Below are 20637 nucleotides of genomic sequence, written 5' to 3'. Positions count from 1 at the left end.
AAAGGGCGCGGATCATGCAGCAAGTAGGGTTTGATGTACCTGACTGGACCGCGCCCACCATTCCATGGGGAGAAGAGATGCCGGGGCGCTTTGCGACCCTGGTAAAGCTGGAACCCCATCATGCCGGCCCTTTGTTTGCAGCCTTTGCCGAAGGCGGGCCGGACCTCTGGACCTACCTGCCCACGGGGCCGATGGAGGAAGAAGCGTTTCGGGGCTGGATCGACAAGGCTTGTAACAGCACCGATCCGTTCTATTACACCGTCATTGACCACAGCACGGATCGTCCCGCCGGGCTGGTATCCTTTCTGCGGATCGAGCCCGATGTCGGATCGATCGAGGTGGGCAACATCATCTTCGCCCCATCCATCCAGCGGACCCCGGTCACGACCGAGGCGATGTTCCTGATGATGGAATGGGCATTCACTGTCGGGTATCGACGCTACGAATGGAAATGCGATTCGCTGAATGTGCCCTCGCGGCGCGCGGCACAACGGCTGGGATTCAGCTATGAAGGTGTGTTCCGGCAAGCCCGTGTCTACAAGGGCCGGAACCGTGATACTGCGTGGTTCGCCACCATCGACAAGGAGTGGCCGGCATTGAAGCAAGCCTTCCTGACATGGTTTGCCCCGGCCAATTTCGATCAGGATGGCCGCCAGATACAACGTCTTGGCGATCTGACGGCGCCCGTGCGTGTGGCTTCGGACCCGACCGTTTAGCGGACGAGCCGGTGATAGATATGGGTAAAGGTAGCCACGCCCAGAACCGGTATCACAAGGTTGACCAGCGGCACCGAAAGCGGTGCGGCCATCAGGGCGCCGGCAACCCAGATCACCGCCACATGCTTGCGGTGTAGTCGTTTTGCTGCCGCACGTCCGACACGACGCATCGCCACCAGTGTGAAGAACTCTCTGCCCAGCAGGTATCCGTTCAGCGCCACGAATAGGACGGGGGCCAACGGGCCGGCAAAGGCATATACCGCCAGCGCCAGAATGTTTGCCCCGATCAGCAAGGCAAAGGCACTGGCTGATTCCGCAAGCTGTTCGCGCCACGGCAGTGGTGCGGCATCCGGCAAACTGGGGTAATGGCGATGCTCCACCGCTTCGGCAATTTCTTCAAGGAACAAGCCGGTAAAGGCCGAGGCCACGGGCACCATGAGAAAGACCGAGGCCACCAGCATCACGGCAATGCCACCGGCGCCCGCCAGCCAGTCCAGCCCCCCGACAGGCCCGATCCATGGCAGGGTCACTGTATCGGGTACGATCGTTTCCAGCCCCCACAGGAAAATACCCGTCAGTGCCACCAGCAGCAGCACCGTCAGGCCTATTCCGCGCAGTAGAACCGAGCGGAACCTCCGGTCAAAGACCTGGGACAGGGCACGATAGAAAGCGCCGAAGATCATTCAGAAACCCAGTCGGTGATTTCGGCCATGTCGGGACGCGGGCGTTCGGCAGGGGCCATGCGTTCGGTGCCGAGATGGATCAACCCTGCAATGAATTCGTGATCCTTCAGGCCGAGGTCAGTCATGAACCCGCGATTGTGCGACGGCCAACCGCTCAGCCAGTTTGCCCCCCAGCCTGCGGCCTCTGCGGCATTGACCAGTGACAGGCACAAGCTTCCGGCCGATAGGATCTGCTCAAGCTCCGGCACCTTTTCGGATGGTTTCGGGCTGGCGACGACCATCACGACCAGATTGCCCAAATCGAACTGTTTGCGCGCCTTTTTCGGATCGGCACCAGCATCATGTGCATGGCTTTCAGCCAGACCGGCCAACCGCGGCATGCTGGCAGGATCAAGCACAACAAAGCGCCACGGCACCAGCATTCCATGGTCGGGCGTACGGGCGGCGGTTTCCAGCACCTTTTCCAGCACGTTGCGGTCGGGAAAGGGGGCGCCCAATGTCTTTGCAGGTCGTGAACGACGGTTGTTCAGGAATTCGGTTGCGGCGGGGTTCGGGCTGGGCATCCATCTCTCCTTGGTGTGCGCAGGAGGCGGTGTCGCACCTGCGCGGTCAGGTCACTCGCTGCACAGATAGACCGCCCCACCGACGGCCACAACCGACACCGCTGCTGCAGCAAGCCCGATCGGCGTGGCCAGTGCCGCGCCTGCGCTGGTGCTGGCCGAGGCGATGGTTTGTTGCACGGCCGTGCTTGCCCCCGACAGAACGACCGCCCCACCGGGTTTGGTCACGGCATGAACACCACTGACAGCGGCCTCGGTCTCGGGCGGTGCCTCCGCCAGACCGGCCACGGCAAGGGCCGTCTGGGTCGAGGTGTTCACACGTTCACAGAACGTCTTTTTCGGGGCGCGACATCGCAGATAGGCATCGCGCGGACCCTCGGAATAGCCGGAATAGGTGTCCGTATCCTTTTCCCACTGCAGGCAGAAGGGCTGGCGCTGTTCATCATCCAGATCCGGCGTCAGATAGCGCAGCGTGACATAACCCGGGCAATCGACGTCGCCCCAGCCGCCCAGCAGCGCCTCCCGGCGGCTGCGGTTGGCCGAAACCTGATCATCATCCGCCTCATAGAACAGGGCCATGCGCTGCCCCCCGACCGAGGTCGTGCAGCTTTGCGTATCGGCCATGACGACCGATGGAACCAGCAGGGCAAGGGCGACGAGAATCCATTTCATAAGACCTCATACAGCCGGCCCAAACGCCCTTCAATCAGGACTTCGCAGTCCGTCGATAACTTCCTTCGGGCAGGTTCAGCGCGGCAGTCAGATCGTGGATCTGGGCGATCGAAAGCACGATGCGCGCGACCTCTCCGGTTTCGGGATTTCCCTGTTCCAGCGTCACCTGATCCTCGAACGCCTGGATCACCACATCCTCTTCAAGATGGGCGGTCCCCTCGTCGATCAGGGTGATCACTGTCGCGTCAAATTCGTGTTCGATTGTAAACATGATCCGACGCTATTGCGGCTGGACAAGCGACGCCACAGAAATATCTAGACGATACAAATTGTTTGCAGGATGCGGGGGAGCGGGCGAATGCAGAAGGTGATGATGGCGGCAGGCCTGTTTGCGTTGGCCGCATGCGAACCGCTCCCCCAGTCATCGCAATATCCCTCTGCCACAACAACGGCACCTGTCGTGGCAGAGCCGGGCCCGAAGCTGAGCCCGGCTGCTGCGCGCAGCGCCTTCTACACTGCCGAGGCGCGGGTGGAACCCGTGGCGGAGCAGATTTGCCGGGAACGTACACGCGGTGCCAACTGTGACTTTTTGATCTCAATCGATACGACACAGGGCGATGTGGCAAATGCCTACCAGTCAAGGGATTCGCAGGGTCGCCCGCAGATCACCTTTACCTCGGCGCTGATCAATGATGCACGCAACACGGATGAGCTGGCCTTTGTCATGGGGCACGAGGCAGCGCACCACATCCTTGGCCACCTTGACCAGCAGGCGCAAACCGCGACGTTGGGGGCGATTGCCGGCAGCCTTGCCGCGCAGCTTGGCGGACTGGATGAAAGTACGCTCAGCCAGTTCGGGGCAGGGATCGGGGGTCGGGTCTATTCGAAAAACTACGAGTTGCAGGCTGACAGCCTCGGGACGGAAATCGCGATCAAGGCCGGATATGATCCCGTCAAGGGGATCGGCTTTTTCTCGCGCCTGCCCGATCCGGGTGATCAGTTCCTTGGCAGCCATCCGGCCAATGCCGACCGTATCGCCGCGGTTCGCGCACGGGCGGCACAATTGGGATATTGAGCGCTATCGCCATGGCAGGATGTGCGGCGTCCGGCGGCATATCCTGTCAGCCAGCAGTGCCAGAACCAACATCAGGCCCAAAGCGATGACGGACAGAGCGGCCGCGCCCGTCGAATTCCCCTCATACTGCATCGAGAAAATCATGACGCCCAGGGTCTCATTGCCGCTGGACCACAGCAGCGACGACAGCGTCAGTTCGTTGATTGCCGTCATCACCACCAGCACGGCCCCTGCAATGGCAGCCGGCATCATGCGTGGGGTGAATATGCGGCCTATGCGCGCCCATAGTCCGGCACCGAAAACCTGCGCCGCTTCATCCAGTGACGGATCATCGGCAGTCGCGGCGGCCGTTACAGGGCGCAGCACGAGCGGCAGAAAGCGGGCCAGATAGGCGACCAGCAGAATGCCCGCCGTACCATAAAGGGACTGGTTCAGGAGCGGTAGCGGCGGCAGGAACACAAGGATCATCGCCAGCGCCAGCACCGTACCCGGCACGATGAATGCGATGTCGGCAAAGGGATCAAGCCGCCGCGCCACGGGATTCCGGGCGACTACCGTCAGCCAGGCAAACAGAATTGCCACGATGGCCGACAGGATTGCAGTTACCGAGGCAAGGGCCAGCGAATTCATGATGGCCCGCTGGATTGCCGGATTTGCCAATGTCTCCAGAATGGGGGCCAGCGTGGCGTTCGACGGCCGCAATGCCACCCCGAGCGCCGGGGACAGGGCCGTTGCCAATAGCGCCATACAGGGCAGGATCATCGTCACGAAAAGAACCGCCCAGATCGCAATCTCGATCCACGGGCGGGCCTGACCAATGGCCATGCGGGGAAAGGGTTGGCCCGACGGAACCGGCACCGCGCGGCGCATCGCCAGCTGCCGGAGGCCGAAGGCCACTGCGGAAAGGGCCACCAGCAACAGGGCCAACACGGCGACCTGCCCGATGACCGATGGTCCGAACCCGTTCAGCCGTTGATAGATAAGGGTCGTCAGCATCGGAAACCGGCCCGGAATTCCCAGCAATGCCGGAACGCCGAAGTTGCCGATGGCGGCCGCAAAGGACAAGGCACCGCCTGCCGCTATGGCGGGCAGGATCAGCGGGAAAACGATCCGTCGCAGGATCCTCGGGCGTGTTGCCCCGCTTAGGCGGGCGGCCTCGATCAGATCGGCAGGAATTGCCATGATCGCCGCACGGGCAGCGATATACACCAGCGGCATATGCTCTATCCCCATCAGCAGGGCGATGCCGCTGCCCGAATAGATCGGATTTCCCCCGCCCAACGGCAGATAGCCGGCCATCTGGATCCATGCCAGCGCCATGATCTGCGAGGGGATGAGCAGGGGGGACAGAACCATGAACGTCATCGCCGCGCGATTGCGCAGATCCAGACATCCTATCAGAACGGCGAGGACCACGCCCATCAGGACCGAAATCAGGACCGAGGCTGACGAGGCCGCTATGGTATTTTCCAATGCCCGCAGGGTGGATCTGCTGGACAGGACATCGCGCATGACCCCCAGAATCTGGCCATCATCATCCGCGGAAAAGCCCGTTGCAAACAACCGCGCAAGCGGCCAGAGCGCCTGCACACCGACATAAACCAGCAAAAGACCGGCCAGCATGTGCTGACCGATCTTTCCGCCCGACCGCGGAACGCGCCGAATGTCAGCCGCCGAAGAGATCTGCGAACTCCATCTTCAATGCCTGATCCTCTTCCAGCATCACGGCCGGATCTGCCGGAAGAATGGTCAGCGTAGACGGCTCCGGGTATCCTTCGGGGGCGGACATATCGGCACGTACAGGGAAATAGCCCTGCGCCACCGACTGCTCCTGTGCGGCCTGTCCCAGCTGCCAGTTCACGAACAGCTCCGCCGCTTCGATATTATCGCTGGCCTGCAGGATAGCGATGGGCTGGGTGATGGTGGAAACGCCTTCTTCGGGAAAGACGAAATCAACCGGCGAGCCGTCCTTTTTCGCGTTCAGCGCCATGTAATCGACGATGATCCCATAGGCTTTCTCGCCACGTGCAACCGCCTCCAGAACGGTTCCGTTCCCCTGACCGGCAACAGCGCCCTCATCGGCCAGCGTCTCGTAATACGGCCAGCCGAAGCCCTCTTGCTGGACCATCGTGGCCACATGGATTGCCGCGGCCCCCGAATAGAGCGGGGAGGGCATGATTGTCTCGGCCGCAATTTCGGGTGTTTCCAGATCGTGCCAGCTGGTGGGCGGTGTGGCGACCTTGTCGGTATTGTAAATGATTCCCGTGGTCAGCAGCTTGGTCCCGAAGAACGTATGATCAGGGTCGATCAATGCTGCGGGAATGCCATCGGTTTCGGCATCCTCAAAGGCATACAGGCGATCGTCATTCTTCAGCTGCGTCATGGCAACCGCGTCTGCAATCAGCACCACATCGGCAGGCGATTGGCCCGCTGCGAATTCGGCCTGCATCTTGGACATCAGTTCGGTTGTGCCCGAGCGGAAAATCTCGACAGTCACCTCGGGGTGGTCGGCGTTGAACGCTTCGACCACGGCAGCCATCTGGTCCGAGGGCTGCGAGGTATAGACGGTAATCGTTCCCGTGGCATCCGCATGGGCAAAGCCTGCGGTGGCGGTCATACCCAGAAGGCCGAGAGTGATAGGGCGCAGCATATCCATATTCCTGTCAGATGGTCGTTCGGGTTGTGGTACGACAGTGCTGCGACATTCCGGTGACAATCGATGCAACCTGCCGCACCCGGATACTGGCAAGGCATCAGGCCAAGGCAGCGATCCTGTGATCGTCCCAGACGGCAGCCCCTTCACGGGGCAGCAGCCAACCTGATCGTACATGCAGATGGACCATCGCTCCGACGGGCAGGGCCTGGGGATGCGGGACGTCCAGCGCCACATCGCCCAAACCTTCGGGCAGGATGGACAGCATGGACAGTCCGTTCTCCAGCCGCCGGTCAACCACGCGCCCCCGGATGGGGCCGTTTTCCGCAACGGCAACATCGCGTGGTCGCAAGCAGAGCCATGCGGGGCCGGGACCGGCATGGCCCTGTAACCGCAGCGTGCCATGCGGCAGATCGACCATGCCATCCGCCCTACAGATGACGGGCAGCGTCCGCCCATGTCCGATAAAGCGGGCAACCATTGGCGTCGCGGGGCGGTCGAACAGGGTATCAGGGGCCGCAATCTGTTCCAACCTGCCGTCGTTCATGACCCCTACATGGGTCGCAACGGCCATTGCCTCGTTCTGGTCATGGGTTACGAAGACGAATGTAGCCCCGGTTTCACGATGGATGCGACGAAACTCGGCCAGCATGGTCTGGCGCAGGTGGGCATCAAGGTTCGCAAGCGGTTCATCCAGAAGGATAAGCGCGGGGCGTACTGCCAGTGCCCGCGCAAGGGCCACGCGCTGCCGTTGCCCGCCGGAAAGCTCGTGAGGCTTGCGATGACCAAGATGGCCCAAGCCCACGGTTTTCAATGCCTCGGCCACGCGAACCGTCCGGGCTGCCTTATCAATCTGCTGCATCTCCAACCCGAAGGCCACATTTGCGGCCACGGTCATATGCGGCCACAGGGCATAGGATTGGAATACCATTCCCAGATTTCTGGCACCGGGCTCCACAAAGGTTCCGCTGGCGGCAACCGTCCTTTCGCCAAGGGTGATCTTGCCGTGTGTCGGGCGCTCCAGTCCGGCCAGCAGCCGGAGAAGAGAGGTTTTCCCGCTTCCCGAAGGCCCAAGAAGCGCAAAGAATGCCCCCGAGGGAACTGACAGCGAAATGTCATCCACCGCAGCAGTGGGCCCGAAATGCAACGAAAGATTCGTACAGGTTATTTCAGCCATAAGCGTGTCCATAACCGGATTGCGTGAAGGTTACATGTCGGTCAGATCGGAAGGAAAGGGGCCAGATCCCCCTTGGCAAGGGCAGGCGCATCAATGGGGCGGATCAGCAGGGCATTCGCTTCTGTCAGCCGCAGCATCAAGGAGGAATCCTGTTCGGAAAACGCCGTCAGCTTTCCATCAGCCAGATGCGCGCGCATGTAATGGGTGCGGGCGCCGTTGGCGGGCACCGTTTGGGCCACGCGGGCATAGAGAGGGCTGGAAATTGGTGGCAGCCCGGTCATGGAGCGGATCAGAGGCAGCAGGAACAACTGGGCGCAGACGAACGCCGATACCGGGTTGCCTGGAAGGCCCAGCATGGGGCGTGCGCCGATCCGGCCCGCCATCAGCGGCTTGCCGGGGCGCATGGCGATCTTGTGGAAATCGAGCGTCAGCCCCAGTTCGGCAGCCATCGGCCCGATCAGGTCATGATCGCCGACCGATGCCCCACCAATGGTCACCACGATATCGGCATTTTCGGCCAGTTCGAACACGGCGCGAATATCTTCGGCGTTATCCGTTGCGATGGGCAGGATACGGGCGATGCCGCCGGCTTCTTCAATCAGGGCCTTGAGGGCAAAGGCATTGCTGGAGGGGATCTGGTCATCCCGCATGGGCGTGCCCGGTACCGCCAGTTCATCCCCGGTAGAGATCAAGGCGACCCGGGGGCGGCAAAAGACAGGAACGTCAGCGACATCCATCGCTGCCAGAAGCGCCAGATCCGCAGGGCGCAGACGCCGCGGTCCGATAGATTGGCCTGCGGCGAAATCCTGACCCCGCAGCCGTATATTCGTCCCCCGAGAGGGTTCGGTAATGGTAATGCGGTCACCGGATCTCCGGGTGTTTTCCTGCATCACCACATGGGTGGCGCTGTCCGGGACGGGGGCGCCGGTTGAGATACGGATAGCCTCATGCGGGCCAAGAGTTCCATCGAACCCGTGTCCAGCGCGGGATTCGCCAATAAGGGTCAAGGTGGTTCCGACGGCTGCCTCGCCACAGGTCGCATAGCCGTCCATTGCCGAGGCATTGAACGGTGGCTGCGCCCGCCGTGCCGATACGGGCCGCGCCAGAACCCGTCCGGATGCGTCTGCCAGCGGTACGAATTCGGTCCCGATCGGCGTTGCAAGCGACAGAACCCGTTTCTGGGCGTCTTCAACCGCGATCATGGCGCCTCAAACCGGCCTGATGCGCCGCCATCTTTGAGCGTAACGCGAATTCCACCAATTTCCATGGACTTGTCAACGGCCTTCAACATATCGAACACGGTCAGCGCGGCGGTGGAGACGGCTGTCAGGGCCTCCATCTCCACCCCGGTCGGGCCGGAGGTGCGGACGGTCGCGCTGATGCGCACACCGGGCAGCGTCGCATCCTGCTCCAGCTCCACCGCGACCTTGGTCAGCGGCAGCGGGTGGCAAAGCGGAATCAGATCGGCCGTTTTCTTGGCCCCCATGATACCGGCAAGGCGGGCAACGCCCAGAACGTCCCCCTTTTTGGCATTGTGCAAATGCTCCAGCGTGGTCGCATTCATCCTGACATGGCCGATTGCCGTGGCAATACGTGCAGTTTCGGGTTTTTCCGAAACATCGACCATATGGGCCGCGCCCTTGCCATCAAAATGCGTCAGCATCAGGCGGCCTGCCGCTGCAAAAGATTGCGGGTGGCGGTGGTCACATCAGCCTGCCGCATCAGGCTTTCGCCGATCAGGAACGCCCGCGCGCCATGTTCGGCCATCGCTGCCAGATCGGCATTGGTGTAAAGCCCGCTTTCAGAAACGATCATCCGGTCGGCAGGAACATGACTAGCCAGTTCCCGCGTAACATCAAGTGTTACCTCGAACGTATTGAGGTTACGGTTATTTATCCCGATCATCCCGCTTTTCAGCTTCAGTGCCCGCTCCAGCTCCGGCGCGTTATGAACCTCGATCAGGGCATCCATACCCCAGTGGCGGGCTGAGTCTTCCAGCTCGGCTGCCTGCATGTCCGAGACCGAGGCCATGATGATAAGGATGCAATCCGCCTTCAGCGCGCGCGCTTCTGCAACCTGATAGGTATCGTAAAGGAAGTCCTTACGCAGGCAGGGCAGCTTTACCGCATCATGGGCAGCCGTCAGGAATGCGTCATCCCCCTGAAAGCTTGGACCGTCAGTCAGAACGGACAGGCAGGTTGCGCCACCGTCTTCATAGGCGCGGGCCAGAGAGGGTGGATCGAAGTCTGCACGGATCAGCCCTTTGGAGGGGCTGGCCTTCTTGATTTCGGCAATCAGACCGTATCCCTGGGCCGTGGCCAATGCCTTCTGAAAGCCGCGGGGTGCCGGCGCTTCCTTTGCAGCTTGTTCGATCTGCGCCAGGGGGCGTGCGGCTTTACAAGCGGCAATATGTTCCAGCTTGTAGGCTTTGATGCGGTCCAGAATTGTCATGCGGAGACCTTGTTCGTACGTGCGGCCAATGAGGCCAATTTGGTGCGGGCGGCACCGCTATCAATGCTCTCGCGGGCAATTTCCACGCCTTCAATCAGGCTTGATGCCCGCCCGGCCACCAGTAGGGCTGCCGCGGAGTTCAGAAGGACGGCATCCCGGTAGGCACCCGGCTCTCCTTGTAGAAGGCCGGTCAGCGCGCGGGCATTCTCTTGGGGTGAGCCGCCGAGAATGCTTTCGAACGGGTGGTTCGGAAGACCTGCGCTTTCGGGGGCCACCTCGAATTCACGGATCACACCGCCCGACAGGGCAGCAACGCGGGACGGTGCAGAAATCGCGAGTTCGTCGGTGCCGTCACCGCCATGGACCAGCCAGGCATTGGTTGTCCCCAGTTGCTGCAGGACCTCGGCCATGGGGCGGATCAGGTCCGGCGAATAGGCACCGGTCAACTGGCGTTTCACGCCTGCCGGATTGGTCAGCGGCCCCAGGATATTGAACAACGTACGCGTGCCCAGTTCGACACGCACAGGCATTACATGCCGCGTTGCCGGGTGGTGCATCGGTGCCATCATGAAGCCGATGCCGATGGTGGACAGGCAATCCTCCACCACGTCGGCATTGACCATCACATTGATGCCAAGCGCGGACAACGCATCAGAAGCACCTGATTTCGATGATAGATTTCGGTTTCCATGTTTTGCGACCGGTACGCCGGCACCGGCCACGACAAAGGCGGTCGCGGTGGAGATGTTCAGTGTTCCCTTGCCGTCACCACCGGTTCCGACAATGTCCATCGCCCCTTCGGGGGCATGCACCGGCACACATTTGGCGCGCATGGCAGCGGCGGCGGCGGCATATTCGTCAACCGTTTCGCCCCGTGTGCGAAGTGCCATGAGAAATCCGCCCATTTGCGCCGGGGACGCCTGTCCTTCGAACAGATCGGCAAAGGCGGCGTCGGCTTCTTCACGGGTTAGCGGTCGGGTTGCGGCGATGCCGATCAGCGGTTTAAGAGCGCTCATGCCGTCAGCGGGACCTTTGCACCCTCAAGGAAGGTGCGCATCATCCGGTGACCATGCTCGGAAGCGATGCTTTCGGGATGGAACTGCACCCCCTCGATCGGCAGATCTCGGTGGCGCAGCCCCATGATCGTGCCGTCTTCCAGCCATGCCGTCACTTCCAGACAGTCGGGCAGGCTTTCACGTTCCACGACCAGCGAATGGTAGCGGGTGGCAGAGAACGGGTTCGGCAGGCCCGCAAACATGCCTTTGTCGTTATGGTGCATCACGCCCATCTTGCCATGGACGATTTCGTGGCAACGGATAACCTTGCCGCCAAAGGCCTGACCGATGGTCTGATGGCCAAGGCAGACGCCCAGAAGGGGCGTGCTCGTTTCGGCGGCAGCCTCGGTCAGCGCCAGGCAGATGCCGGCCGCCGCCGGATCGCAGGGCCCCGGAGAAAGGACGATGGCGGACGGGTTCATTCCCATCGCCTCTTGCACGTCCAGCGCGTCATTGCGGCGCACGACGACGTCGGCCCCCAATTCGCCAAGGTAATGCACCAGATTGTAGGTGAAACTGTCGTAGTTATCGATAAGCAGCAGCATGCGCGTCAGCACCGTCGTTAATGGGGTGAACCGCGGCGCGGGTCGGGGTATAGATGGACCCTGCGGCAGGCGGGCGTCAAGGGTAGCTGGCCAAATCACAAGGCGGGACGGGCAGGATCATGGGTTCAGGGGTGTTTTCGGGGTTTGTCTGCGGGGCAATGGTCGGTTTGCTGGGGATCAGCATTCTGTCGCAATCCCTGCCGCTGCCGCCCGGACCGGGGCCTGATATTCCGGTCGCACCGCCGGTGGCGCTGGTTCCACCCGCACCCGAAACCGTTCCTGCCCTTTCCGGAGTGGAGGCTGTGCCGGAAACAGGGGCACCAGCAGCCCACCATGGTCGCAAACCGATGGAGGCATTTGCTGTTCCTTTTGCGAATGCGCGAAATCTGCCGGTTCTATCGGTGATCCTGCTGGATCAGGGGTCTGCAGATGCTGAGGCAATTGCCGCCTTGCCGTTTCCTCTGACTATCGCCTTGCCTGTGCGTGTGGAGGGGGTGACGGCTGTGGCGGATGAATACCTTCGCGGCCATAAGGAGGTGATGATGCTGCTGGACCATTCCGACGAGGCGACCATGGCATTCGCGGAAAGGGCCTTGCCCAAGGCCGTGGCGGCGATCGGGCGGCACGGTGTGCTTGATGATGCGATGCCGGCTGCAGTAGCCCGTCAGGGGCGCGGCGTCGTGTTGTGGGGAAGGACGTCGGATCTGGCTGCCCATCCGGCAGAAGAGCCTGTGCATAGCGCCAGCGTTTTTGCCGAACTGGATGGCAGGGGCGAGGATCGGGCCAGTGTCATGGCCGCACTGGGCCGTGCTGCGCTGGACGCAAAAGTGCGGGGGCAATCGGTTGTGATCGGTCGGGCTCGGGCTGAAACGGTAGAGGCGCTTCGCCAATGGGTTGCCACGCCCCAGGCACAGGGCGTGGCATTAGCGCCGGTTACGGCGGTATTGCACTAAGAGTTGCCGCGTCCTGAAAACAGGCCGGCATCTTCGGCGGCACGCTGCAAGGCCATGGCCTTGTTGACCGTTTCCTGAAATTCGCTTTCTGGATCACTGTCATAGACGATGCCTGCACCGGACTGGATATGCAGAACCTCATCCTTCAGGACAGCCGTGCGCAGTGCGATGCAGAAGTCCATTTCCCCGTTGGCCGCAAAATAGCCGACACCGCCGCCATAGACGCCGCGTTTGTTCGGCTCCAGTTCATCGATGATTTCCATTGCGCGTACCTTGGGCGCGCCGGATACGGTTCCGGCAGGCAGCCCGGCCAGCAGGGCGGATAGCGCGTCCTCGCCGTCCGCCAGTTCACCCACGACGTTGGAGACGATGTGCATGACATGGCTGTAGCGTTCGATGATGAACTGCTCGGTCGGGCGAACCGTGCCTATTTTCGCAACGCGGCCCACATCGTTGCGACCCAGATCCAGCAACATCAAATGTTCGGCCAGCTCCTTGGGGTCGGCCAGAAGATCATCTGCCAGCGCCTGATCCTCCGCAGGTGTCGCCCCACGCTTGCGCGTGCCTGCAACCGGGCGGATGGTCACCTCGCCATCGCGCAACCGGACCAGAATTTCGGGGCTGGCCCCGATGATCTGGAAATTGCCATGGTTGAAAAAGAACATGAAAGGCGAGGGATTCGTGCGACGCAAACTGCGGTACAGCGAAAACGGCGGCAGGGTGAACGGCTGGCTGAACCGTTGGGAGGGCACAACCTGAAAGATGTCTCCGGCGCGGATATAATTCTTGGCTGCATCGACGGCATCACGGAACCCTTGGGGGGTAAAGTTCGACGTCACCTCCGGGGCGGGCTGGACGCTGCCCAATGCATGGGTGGCCGGGGTCCGATCCAGATCGCGCAGCGCGTCCGACACACGTTCAGCAGCCTGGGCATAGGCCGCGCGCGCCGAAAGCCCCGAGGAGGCCCAGGCCGGGGCAACTACCGTTACCTCCCCCTTCACCCCATCCAGAACCGCCACCACCGAGGGGCGCAGCAGAACCGCATCGGGGGCGCCTATGGTGTCCGGATTGATATTCGGCAGATGCTCTACCAGCCGGATCATGTCGTAACCCAGATAGCCGTATAGCCCGGAGGCGATCGGTGGCAGTTCGGCCGGCATATCGATCCGGCTTTCGGCGATCAGGGCGCGCAGGCTTTCAAGGGGCGGGGCCGGATCGGGGCGGAAGGCGTCACGGTCAAGCCGCGCCTCGCGGTTGATCGCAACCTGATCCCCCTCGCACCGCCAGATCAGATCCGGTTTCATTCCGATGACGGAATAACGGCCACGCACCTCACCGCCGGTAACGGATTCCAAAAGGAAGGTATCGGCCCGCGTTTCCGTCAGTTTCATCATCAGCGAAACCGGCGTGTCCAGATCAGCCGCCAGCCGCGCGTAAACGACCTGATTGCGTCCTTCTGCCCAAAGTTTCTCGAATGTCTCGTAGGAAGGGTGAAGATTCATGATCCCTCAGGGCAGTTGCGAGTGGACGGCGTCGATTGCCGATTGGCTGATCCGCACACCGGCCTGATTGGAGACCGATTGCGTGAACAGGTTGCGCGCGTCGTCGGCAAAGGCACCTTCAAGCTGTGCCGCAAGCTGGCTGCGAAGCGCTGCGGGGCCATCGCCCTCGGTGGCGGCAGGCAGGATGGCATCGGTGCGTATGACGCCGATCCAGTTCGGCCCCTGTACCATCTGCGCAGCACCCGCATCCTGCCCGAAGGCCACGGAAACAGCCTGCGCCGGCGCATTGTTGATCACGCCATCACGGGCGATTTCGGCGGTGCTCTGCACGGCACCGAAGCTGTCGAGCGCCGCACCATTGGTGGTCTGCTGCGCAATTTCGGTGGCACGGTCGATCATGGCCGTCTGCAGTGCGTCGGCACGCCATGCTTCGGCAACCTGATCACGGGCCTGATCGAAGGGGATGGGGGCCGGGGGCGTGATGGCATCCAGACGCAGCGCCGCAATACCTCCGTCGTTCAGGTCCAGAAGTTCGGGGAAATCACCGACCTGCGCCGCTTCGGCCGCCTCACGAAAGCTGGGGAAGCCGACCATCGGATTGTCCGAATTCGCGCTGTAATCGAATGTGGCGACCTGAACCTGCGGCTCCTTGCCCAGATCCTCAATGGTGGCGCCGGAGGCCAGCAGGTCATCCAGGGCGCTGCGCCGGTCGGCGATGGCCTGACGGGCGGCATCCGCTTGGTATTCCTGTGCCAGATCGTCACGCACATCCTCAAACGGCACCTCATGCGCCGAAAGGACGCCATTCATCCGGAACAGGGCTGGACCGAAATTCGAGGTGAAGGGACCGGTGACGCCCGGTTCCGTCATGGCAAAGACGGCATCGCCGGCCTCACCCAAATCGGCCTTTGCCACATCGCCAAGATCGGTGTCGGCAATTTCCAGCCCGCGCTCTGCTACAATATCCTCAAAGCTGGCACCGGCATCGATCCGGTCCTTGGCGGCCTGTGCCGTTTCGGGGTCGGGAAAGACAAGGCGTTCAACAAGGCGACGCTCCGGCTGGTTGAACTCGCTGCTCCGGCTCTGGTAGATCTCGCGCAGATCATCCTCGGCAATCGGCAGGGTGGGGGCGACAGCCTCCGGCAGCAGGGCTGCATAGGTGATCGTGCGGGTTTCCGGCGTCTGGAACTGATCGATATGCGCGTCATAATAGGCGCGCAGCATGTCTTCGTCAGGTTCAGCGATTGGTGTCTGAAGGCTGTCGGGCGTAACCTGCAGGACCGAGACGGCACGACGTTCGGCAACATAGTTGTACAGCGTATCCGTTACGGCGGCAGGGGCCACGAACCCGCCGGAAACCGCACCGACCAGCAGCGACCGGGCAATGCCGTCACGCAATTCACGCTCGTATTCCGCGGGGGTCAGGTTGTTCTGGCGCAGAACCAGTTCATAGGTGTTGCGATCGAACGCGCCTGTCGGGCCGAAGAAATTGGAATTCTGGCGCAATTCATCCGCCACGGCAGCATTGCCCACCGACAGACCGATATCATCAGCCTCGGACTTCATGGCCGCGGCCGAGATCAATTGCTGGCGAACTTGCGCATCAAGGCCGAACTGTTGGGCCTCGGCGATGGTGATCGCCTGACCGGCCTGTTGCGAAATGGACTGGATGCTTTGCTGCAGTGCATTGAAGTAGGTATCGGAGCTGATCTCCTCATCCCCGACCGAGGCGATGGAGGTGCTGGTGGTGCCGAAGTTCGTGACACCGAAGCCGCCCAGGCCCAGGACAAGCATGCCGACCAGCACCCAGACAATGCCCGACATGATCTTGCTGCCGCGTGATTTGTCCCTAGCCATACCCCAGCCCCTTTATGGAATGTTCCGCGCCTTCCTACGGCTTTGGCGCAGATGGGGCAAGCGCGTGCAATCGTGTGAACAGGGTGTTGATCCCCGCCATGTCGATATTCGCAAAGGCGATGCGGGCCGTTCCGTCCCCCTGTCCGGGCGGATGGAACATGGTTCCGGGAAGCATCAGGATGCCTGCGGTCTGGACAAGATGCTGGCAGAATGCCGGGGAGGACATGCCCTGAGGGTGTTGCACATAGGTAAAATAGGCCCCGCAGCCCAGCATTTTCCAACCCGGCAGGGACTGCAATCCTTCTACCATGGCGGCACGGCGGGCAAGGATTTCGGCCCGTTCCGACGCGACCCAGTCGCCCAGATTCCGGAGCCCCCAAAGCGCGCCGATTTGTCCCATCTGCGAGGCGCTGATGGATACGCAATCAAGGAACTTCTCTATCTCCACCATGCGGGCGGCGCCTGCGACGATGGCCCCTACGCGGTGGCCTGTCAGGCGGAAGACCTTGGAGAAGGAATAGAGGTGGATGAAGGTATCCGCCCAGTCCGGATCCTGGAAAAGCGGATGGGGGGCACCATCACGCGAATCGAAATCGCGGTAGGTTTCATCCACGATGAGGGCGATGCCCTTGCTGCGGGCAAGGTCACGGAAGCGCTCGATCAGGGTGGCCGGATATTCCACGCCACCCGGATTGTTGGGGCTGACCAGCACTATGGCACGGGTGCGGTCTGTAATCAGGGTTTGCGCCAGTTCGGGGTCCGGCAGCAGATCGGGGCCTGTGGGCAAGGGCACAGGGCGGATCGAATTCATGTTGAGCCACATCGCATGGTTGAAATACCATGGGGTCGGCAGGATCACCTCATCCCCCGATTGCGCGAGGGAGGCGATGGCGGCCGTGAATGCCTGGTTGCATCCTTGGGTAATGGCCACATTCCCGGGCGCGATCGGAGCGCCATAGGCAACGCTCCATTGTGCGGCAAGTTCGGCCCGCAGGTTTTCGTTGCCCAGAACCGGCCCGTACAGATGCGCCTCGGGGGTGTTCAGCGCGGCATCGGCCAGTGCCTCTCGCAGGGCGAGGGGGGGCGGGTCGACCGGGGCCGCCTGGCTGACATTCAGCAATGGCCGGTCGGGCGGGAACGCCACGCCGTCAAGCCAGCGTCGCGCCTCCATGATCGGGGGCGCGGATGTGGCGGTAAGCGCAGGGTTCCAATGGGCCATCAGTCGGTTCCGCGATAAGGTTGAACGTATTGCAGGGCCATGTCCCAGGGGAAGAAGATCCACGTGTCCTGGCTGACCTCGGTGATGAAAGTATCCACCTGCGGGCGACCGGAGGGCTTGGCGTATACGGTCGCGAAATGGGCGCGGGGATACATCTTGCGCACGACTTCCAGGGTTTTGCCGCTGTCGACCAGATCATCCACGATCAGGATGCCTTCGCCATCGCCCATCAGTTCGGCCTGTGGGGATTTGATGACCTGGATCTCGCCTTGGGATTGCTTGGAATAGCTGCGGATGCCGATGGTATCGACGACACGCAGATCCAGCTCACGGGCAACGATCATCGCAGGGACAAGGCCGCCACGGGTGATGCCGACGACGGCCTTCCACGAACCGCCGTCGGGGCCGTGTCCGTCCAGACGCCACGCCAATGCGCGGGAATCACGGTGCATCTGGTCCCAGCTGATGTGGAAACCTTTTTCATGGGGCAAGCGATCGGAGGGTGACATATGACTGTCCTAGGTTAGGATGACACGTATGCCCAGCAGGGCGAACAGCCCTCCGAACACACGGTCCAACGTGGATTTGAGGCGAATATAGATGCGGCGCGGGTGATCAAGCGAAAAGACGCGTGTCACGAAGATATTCCAGACGGCTTCATTCACGAAAACGGCCAGAAGAAGCGCCGCAAAAACCGGTGGCGGCGTTTCCGGCGGCACAAGCCCCAGAAACACGGCCCCGAAGAAAATGGCAGGTTTGGGGTTGGCCAGCTGGGTCGCCACCCCAAGACGCAGCGCAGACCAGGCCCCGCGCGGCGGGCGGGCATCCAGCACCAGCGGATCGCTGGCATGTTTCCACATCTTCCAGGCTGTATGGAGCAGGAAGGCCCCGCCCAGAATCTTGAACACACTCAGCAGCGCCGGTGCGGAATTGAACAAAACCGACAGGCCGAACAGGGCCGCGGCTGCCCAGAAAACCGCGCCCAGCCCCAACCCGACGGCAAGGATCGCGCCTGTGCGCCAGCCTTCAAGCGCCCCCGTGCGCGCCGCCATCAGCACTGCGGGCCCGGGGCTGATGGCCGCCGCGAGATGGACCATCACCACGGCAACAAATGCCGCAAGCGTCATGATCTGATCTCGGGGCAGGCCAAGAAGATCACTCTTTCCGGGCGGTTTCGATATCGGGGGCGTCAACAGCCTTCATGCCGACGACATGATATCCTGCGTCCACGTGCAGGCATTCCCCGGTTACGCCCGATGCCAGATCCGACAGCAGGTAGAGGGCGGATTTGCCGACCTCTTCCTGCGTGACATTGCGGCGAAGGGGCGAATTCAACTCGTTCCACTTCATGATATAGCGGAAGTCACCGATGCCCGAAGCGGCCAGCGTCTTGATCGGACCAGCCGAGATCGAGTTGACGCGGATATCATCCTTGCCCAGATCCTCGGCCAGATATTTGACCGATGTTTCCAGGGCGGATTTGGCAATGCCCATCACGTTGTAATGCGGCATGACCTTTTCCGCGCCGTAATAGGTCAGGGTCAGCAGGCTGCCGCCCTTGTTCATCATCGCGGAGGCGCGACGCGAAATGGCGGTGAAGCTGTAGACGGAAATATCCATCGTCATGCGGAAGTTGGCGGCCGATGTATCCACATAGCGCCCGCGAAGTTCGTTCTTGTCCGAGAAGCCGATGGCATGGACCACAAAATCCAGCTTGCCCCATTTTTCGGCCAGGGTCGCAAACAGGGTATCCATCGACTCTTCGCTGGAGACGTCGCATTCGACCATGATGTCGCTGCCGATCGTTGCCAGAAGAGGCTGGACGCGTTTCTTCAGCGCCTCGCCCTGGTAGGAGAATGCCAGCTCGGCGCCCTGTTCGGCACAGGCTTTGGCAATACCCCAAGCGATGGATTTATCGTTCGCAAGGCCCATAATCAGGCCGCGTTTGCCAGCCAGCAGTCCGTTCATCCGGCTTCCCTCGTCACATTATTCTTTATTAAGCGGGTTTAAGCCATAGTTTCATGCGCCACAAGTCAGAGCACTTGCGTTTTCGCCCACGCCGCCTAGGTCTGGCCAAAAGGCCACGGATACAAGGGATTCGGCATGGAACGACGTAAGGGAATATTTGCCGGAGACGATCCTTTCGCGCTTGCCCGGGAATGGCTGGCCGAGGCCGTCGTGACGGAGCCGAACGATCCGAACGCCATTGCGCTGGCCACCTCCGATGCCGACGGGCTGCCGGACGTGCGCATGGTCCTGTTGAAAGAGATCGAAGATAACGCCTTTGTTTTCTATACCAATTATGACAGCGCCAAGGGGCAGCAGCTGGCGGCTAATGGGCAGGCGGCCTTTGTGATGCACTGGAAATCCCTGCGTCGCCAGATTCGGGTTCGTGGAACGGTCGCGCGGGAAGAGGGGGCACAGGCGGATGCCTATTATGCGTCCCGCTCGCTTCAGAGCCGGTTGGGTGCCTGGGCCTCACGCCAGAGCGGGCCGCTGGAAAGCCGGACCGCATTGATGGCTGATGTGGCAAAGGTAACCGCGCGGCAGGGGGCAAACCCCGCGCGCCCGCCGTTCTGGGGCGGTTTTCGTATCACGCCCAGCCAGATCGAGTTCTGGGCAGATGGAGCGTTCCGGCTGCACGACCGCTTTCGCTGGCAGCGCGACGGGGTGGGCGCGGATTGGGTTGTCCAGAGGTTGAACCCCTGAGCGGTTCGCCCGCCTCACGCCTGCTTGCCCCGATCTTGTACAGGCCGGGGCAAACATCTGATCCAAAAAGCTGATCGCATATTTTGCGCGCAGGTATATGGTGGCGCAGCGTGCGTATTCAGGACAGGAATCTTTATGCGATTTGCAGTTTGTCTGACACTTCTGGCGTTCATTCCGACATTCGGCCATGCGGCCTGCCGAGCGGATCAGGTGGAATTCCGGACACCCTCTGGAACCGTCCGGTTCACGGTGGAGGTGGCGGATGATGCCGCCGAACGGGCGCGAGGGCTGATGAACCGCGAATCGCTGCCATCGTCGTCGGGGATGCTTTTTGTGTACGAACACCCCCAAGCTGCCAGTTTCTGGATGAAGAACACGCTTATTCCGCTGGACATGATTTTCATGGATCAGGCCGGCGTTGTGAAAACCGTTCATGCCAATGCAGTTCCGCATGACGAGACGGCCATTCCGGGCGGCGATAACATTCTGAGTGTCGTTGAAATTAACGGTGGTTTGGCGGCCCGCTTGGGCATCACGCCCGGTTCTGTGATGCGTCACCCGTCTGTGCCGGAAAAAAATGCGGCATGGCCGTGCGAATAAGATCTTTCCTTTGGCGAAGCGGCGATGTAGGAAGCGCGAGTTCGGGGCGTAGCGCAGCCTGGTAGCGCGACGGTTTTGGGTACCGTAGGTCGTAGGTTCGAATCCTATCGCCCCGACCACTTTCCATATGACGAGAATTTCCGTTTTTCGGTTATATGGTTTTCGTCATATATCCCCCCTCGCAGTTTTCGTGGTAATTGAGGTAATAGT

23 protein-coding genes and 1 tRNA gene are annotated in these 20637 nt (G+C 61.5%); 6 read left to right on the top strand and 18 right to left on the bottom strand.

Annotated elements, in window-relative coordinates:
- Positions 1–14: 14 nt before the first annotated feature.
- The gene (locus TR36_RS05605) at positions 15–716 is read left to right on the top strand and encodes a GNAT family N-acetyltransferase (protein WP_045389341.1); all 702 of its coding nucleotides are present in this window, start codon (positions 15–17) and stop codon (positions 714–716) included.
- Here TR36_RS05605 and TR36_RS05600 read toward each other — a convergent pair.
- From TR36_RS05600 to TR36_RS05585, 4 genes are read right to left on the bottom strand one after another with little or no spacing between them, the layout of a single operon-like run.
- Entirely contained in the window at positions 713–1396 is a 684-nt protein-coding gene (locus TR36_RS05600) for an EI24 domain-containing protein (protein ID WP_153010516.1), read from the bottom strand. The two genes, TR36_RS05605 and TR36_RS05600, sit on opposite strands and share 4 nt — an antisense overlap.
- A complete protein-coding gene (locus TR36_RS05595; protein WP_062762626.1) occupies positions 1396–1962 on the bottom strand; it encodes a nitroreductase in 567 nt (188 codons plus the stop codon). Before TR36_RS05595 ends, TR36_RS05600 begins: the two co-directional genes overlap by 1 nt.
- Positions 1963–2013: 51 nt before the next feature.
- Entirely contained in the window at positions 2014–2631 is a 618-nt protein-coding gene (locus tag TR36_RS05590) for a hypothetical protein (protein ID WP_045389350.1), read from the bottom strand.
- 34 nt (positions 2632–2665) lie between these two features.
- Positions 2666–2902, bottom strand: coding sequence for a hypothetical protein (locus tag TR36_RS05585; protein ID WP_045389353.1), 237 nt, complete (start codon positions 2900–2902; stop codon positions 2666–2668).
- 87 nt (positions 2903–2989) lie between these two features.
- On the opposite strand from TR36_RS05585, the gene TR36_RS05580 reads away from it, so the two are divergent.
- The gene (locus TR36_RS05580) at positions 2990–3706 is read left to right on the top strand and encodes a M48 family metalloprotease (protein WP_045389356.1); all 717 of its coding nucleotides are present in this window, start codon (positions 2990–2992) and stop codon (positions 3704–3706) included.
- Between the two features lie 3 nt (positions 3707–3709).
- On the opposite strand, the gene TR36_RS05575 is transcribed toward TR36_RS05580, so the two are convergent.
- From TR36_RS05575 to TR36_RS05540, 8 genes are all read right to left on the bottom strand, one after another.
- Positions 3710–5329 carry an iron ABC transporter permease gene (locus tag TR36_RS05575; protein WP_045389359.1) on the bottom strand — a complete coding sequence of 540 codons (1620 nt, stop codon included), beginning with the start codon at positions 5327–5329 and terminating at the stop codon, positions 3710–3712.
- A 43-nt stretch (positions 5330–5372) separates the two neighbouring features.
- The gene (locus TR36_RS05570; RefSeq protein WP_045389983.1) at positions 5373–6356 is read right to left on the bottom strand and encodes an ABC transporter substrate-binding protein; all 984 of its coding nucleotides are present in this window, start codon (positions 6354–6356) and stop codon (positions 5373–5375) included.
- A gap of 103 nt (positions 6357–6459) precedes the next feature.
- Entirely contained in the window at positions 6460–7536 is a 1077-nt protein-coding gene (locus TR36_RS05565; protein ID WP_045389363.1) for an ABC transporter ATP-binding protein, read from the bottom strand.
- Positions 7537–7577: 41 nt separating this feature from the next.
- Complete coding sequence (gene glp, locus TR36_RS05560; protein ID WP_045389366.1) at positions 7578–8738, bottom strand: gephyrin-like molybdotransferase Glp; 1161 nt, start codon at positions 8736–8738, stop codon at positions 7578–7580.
- Positions 8735–9202 (bottom strand): cyclic pyranopterin monophosphate synthase MoaC, encoded by a 468-nt coding sequence (moaC, locus tag TR36_RS05555; protein WP_045389369.1) that lies wholly within the window; start codon positions 9200–9202, stop codon positions 8735–8737. Before moaC ends, glp begins: the two co-directional genes overlap by 4 nt.
- On the bottom strand, positions 9199–9987 hold the full coding sequence (trpC, locus tag TR36_RS05550) for an indole-3-glycerol phosphate synthase TrpC (protein ID WP_045389372.1): 789 nt from the start codon (positions 9985–9987) through the stop codon (positions 9199–9201). Before trpC ends, moaC begins: the two co-directional genes overlap by 4 nt.
- A complete protein-coding gene (trpD, locus tag TR36_RS05545; RefSeq protein WP_045389375.1) occupies positions 9984–11003 on the bottom strand; it encodes an anthranilate phosphoribosyltransferase in 1020 nt (339 codons plus the stop codon). The genes trpC and trpD overlap by 4 nt, the downstream gene beginning before the upstream one ends.
- The gene (locus tag TR36_RS05540) at positions 11000–11587 is read right to left on the bottom strand and encodes an aminodeoxychorismate/anthranilate synthase component II (protein ID WP_045389378.1); all 588 of its coding nucleotides are present in this window, start codon (positions 11585–11587) and stop codon (positions 11000–11002) included. Before TR36_RS05540 ends, trpD begins: the two co-directional genes overlap by 4 nt.
- 119 nt (positions 11588–11706) lie before the next feature.
- Here TR36_RS05540 and TR36_RS05535 point away from each other — a divergent pair, with 119 nt between their 5' ends.
- Positions 11707–12540 (top strand): divergent polysaccharide deacetylase family protein, encoded by an 834-nt coding sequence (locus tag TR36_RS05535; RefSeq protein ID WP_045389381.1) that lies wholly within the window; start codon positions 11707–11709, stop codon positions 12538–12540.
- On the opposite strand, the gene trpE is transcribed toward TR36_RS05535, so the two are convergent.
- The 6 genes from trpE to fabI are packed head-to-tail and all read right to left on the bottom strand — an operon-like array spanning position 12537 to position 19086.
- Positions 12537–14042 carry an anthranilate synthase component I gene (gene trpE, locus TR36_RS05530; RefSeq protein WP_045389383.1) on the bottom strand — a complete coding sequence of 502 codons (1506 nt, stop codon included), beginning with the start codon at positions 14040–14042 and terminating at the stop codon, positions 12537–12539. The two genes, TR36_RS05535 and trpE, sit on opposite strands and share 4 nt — an antisense overlap.
- 6 nt (positions 14043–14048) lie before the next feature.
- The gene (locus tag TR36_RS05525; RefSeq protein WP_062762624.1) at positions 14049–15899 is read right to left on the bottom strand and encodes a peptidylprolyl isomerase; all 1851 of its coding nucleotides are present in this window, start codon (positions 15897–15899) and stop codon (positions 14049–14051) included.
- A 34-nt stretch (positions 15900–15933) separates the two neighbouring features.
- Positions 15934–17121 (bottom strand): aminotransferase, encoded by a 1188-nt coding sequence (locus tag TR36_RS05520; protein ID WP_370553359.1) that lies wholly within the window; start codon positions 17119–17121, stop codon positions 15934–15936.
- Positions 17118–17627 carry a xanthine phosphoribosyltransferase gene (gene gpt, locus TR36_RS05515; protein ID WP_045389388.1) on the bottom strand — a complete coding sequence of 170 codons (510 nt, stop codon included), beginning with the start codon at positions 17625–17627 and terminating at the stop codon, positions 17118–17120. The genes TR36_RS05520 and gpt overlap by 4 nt, the downstream gene beginning before the upstream one ends.
- A 9-nt stretch (positions 17628–17636) precedes the next feature.
- Positions 17637–18245 carry a LysE family translocator gene (locus TR36_RS05510; protein ID WP_045389389.1) on the bottom strand — a complete coding sequence of 203 codons (609 nt, stop codon included), beginning with the start codon at positions 18243–18245 and terminating at the stop codon, positions 17637–17639.
- A gap of 28 nt (positions 18246–18273) precedes the next feature.
- Positions 18274–19086, bottom strand: a complete 813-nt coding sequence (fabI, locus tag TR36_RS05505; RefSeq protein WP_062762620.1) for an enoyl-ACP reductase FabI — start codon at positions 19084–19086, stop codon at positions 18274–18276.
- A 135-nt stretch (positions 19087–19221) separates the two neighbouring features.
- Here fabI and pdxH point away from each other — a divergent pair, with 135 nt between their 5' ends.
- The 3 genes from pdxH to TR36_RS05490 all read left to right on the top strand — a co-directional run bounded on the left by pdxH (position 19222) and on the right by TR36_RS05490 (position 20546).
- The gene (pdxH, locus tag TR36_RS05500) at positions 19222–19827 is read left to right on the top strand and encodes a pyridoxamine 5'-phosphate oxidase (RefSeq protein WP_045389393.1); all 606 of its coding nucleotides are present in this window, start codon (positions 19222–19224) and stop codon (positions 19825–19827) included.
- 135 nt (positions 19828–19962) lie between these two features.
- On the top strand, positions 19963–20427 hold the full coding sequence (locus TR36_RS05495) for a DUF192 domain-containing protein (RefSeq protein WP_045389396.1): 465 nt from the start codon (positions 19963–19965) through the stop codon (positions 20425–20427).
- 42 nt (positions 20428–20469) lie between these two features.
- Positions 20470–20546 (top strand) — tRNA-Pro (locus TR36_RS05490).
- Positions 20547–20637 lie beyond the last annotated feature (91 nt).

It is taken from the genome of Falsirhodobacter sp. alg1, from assembly GCF_000739715.2.
GTDB lineage: Bacteria > Pseudomonadota > Alphaproteobacteria > Rhodobacterales > Rhodobacteraceae > Falsirhodobacter.
Note: the sequence above shows the minus strand (reverse complement) of the source record. Positions and strands in the feature narration are given on the sequence as shown.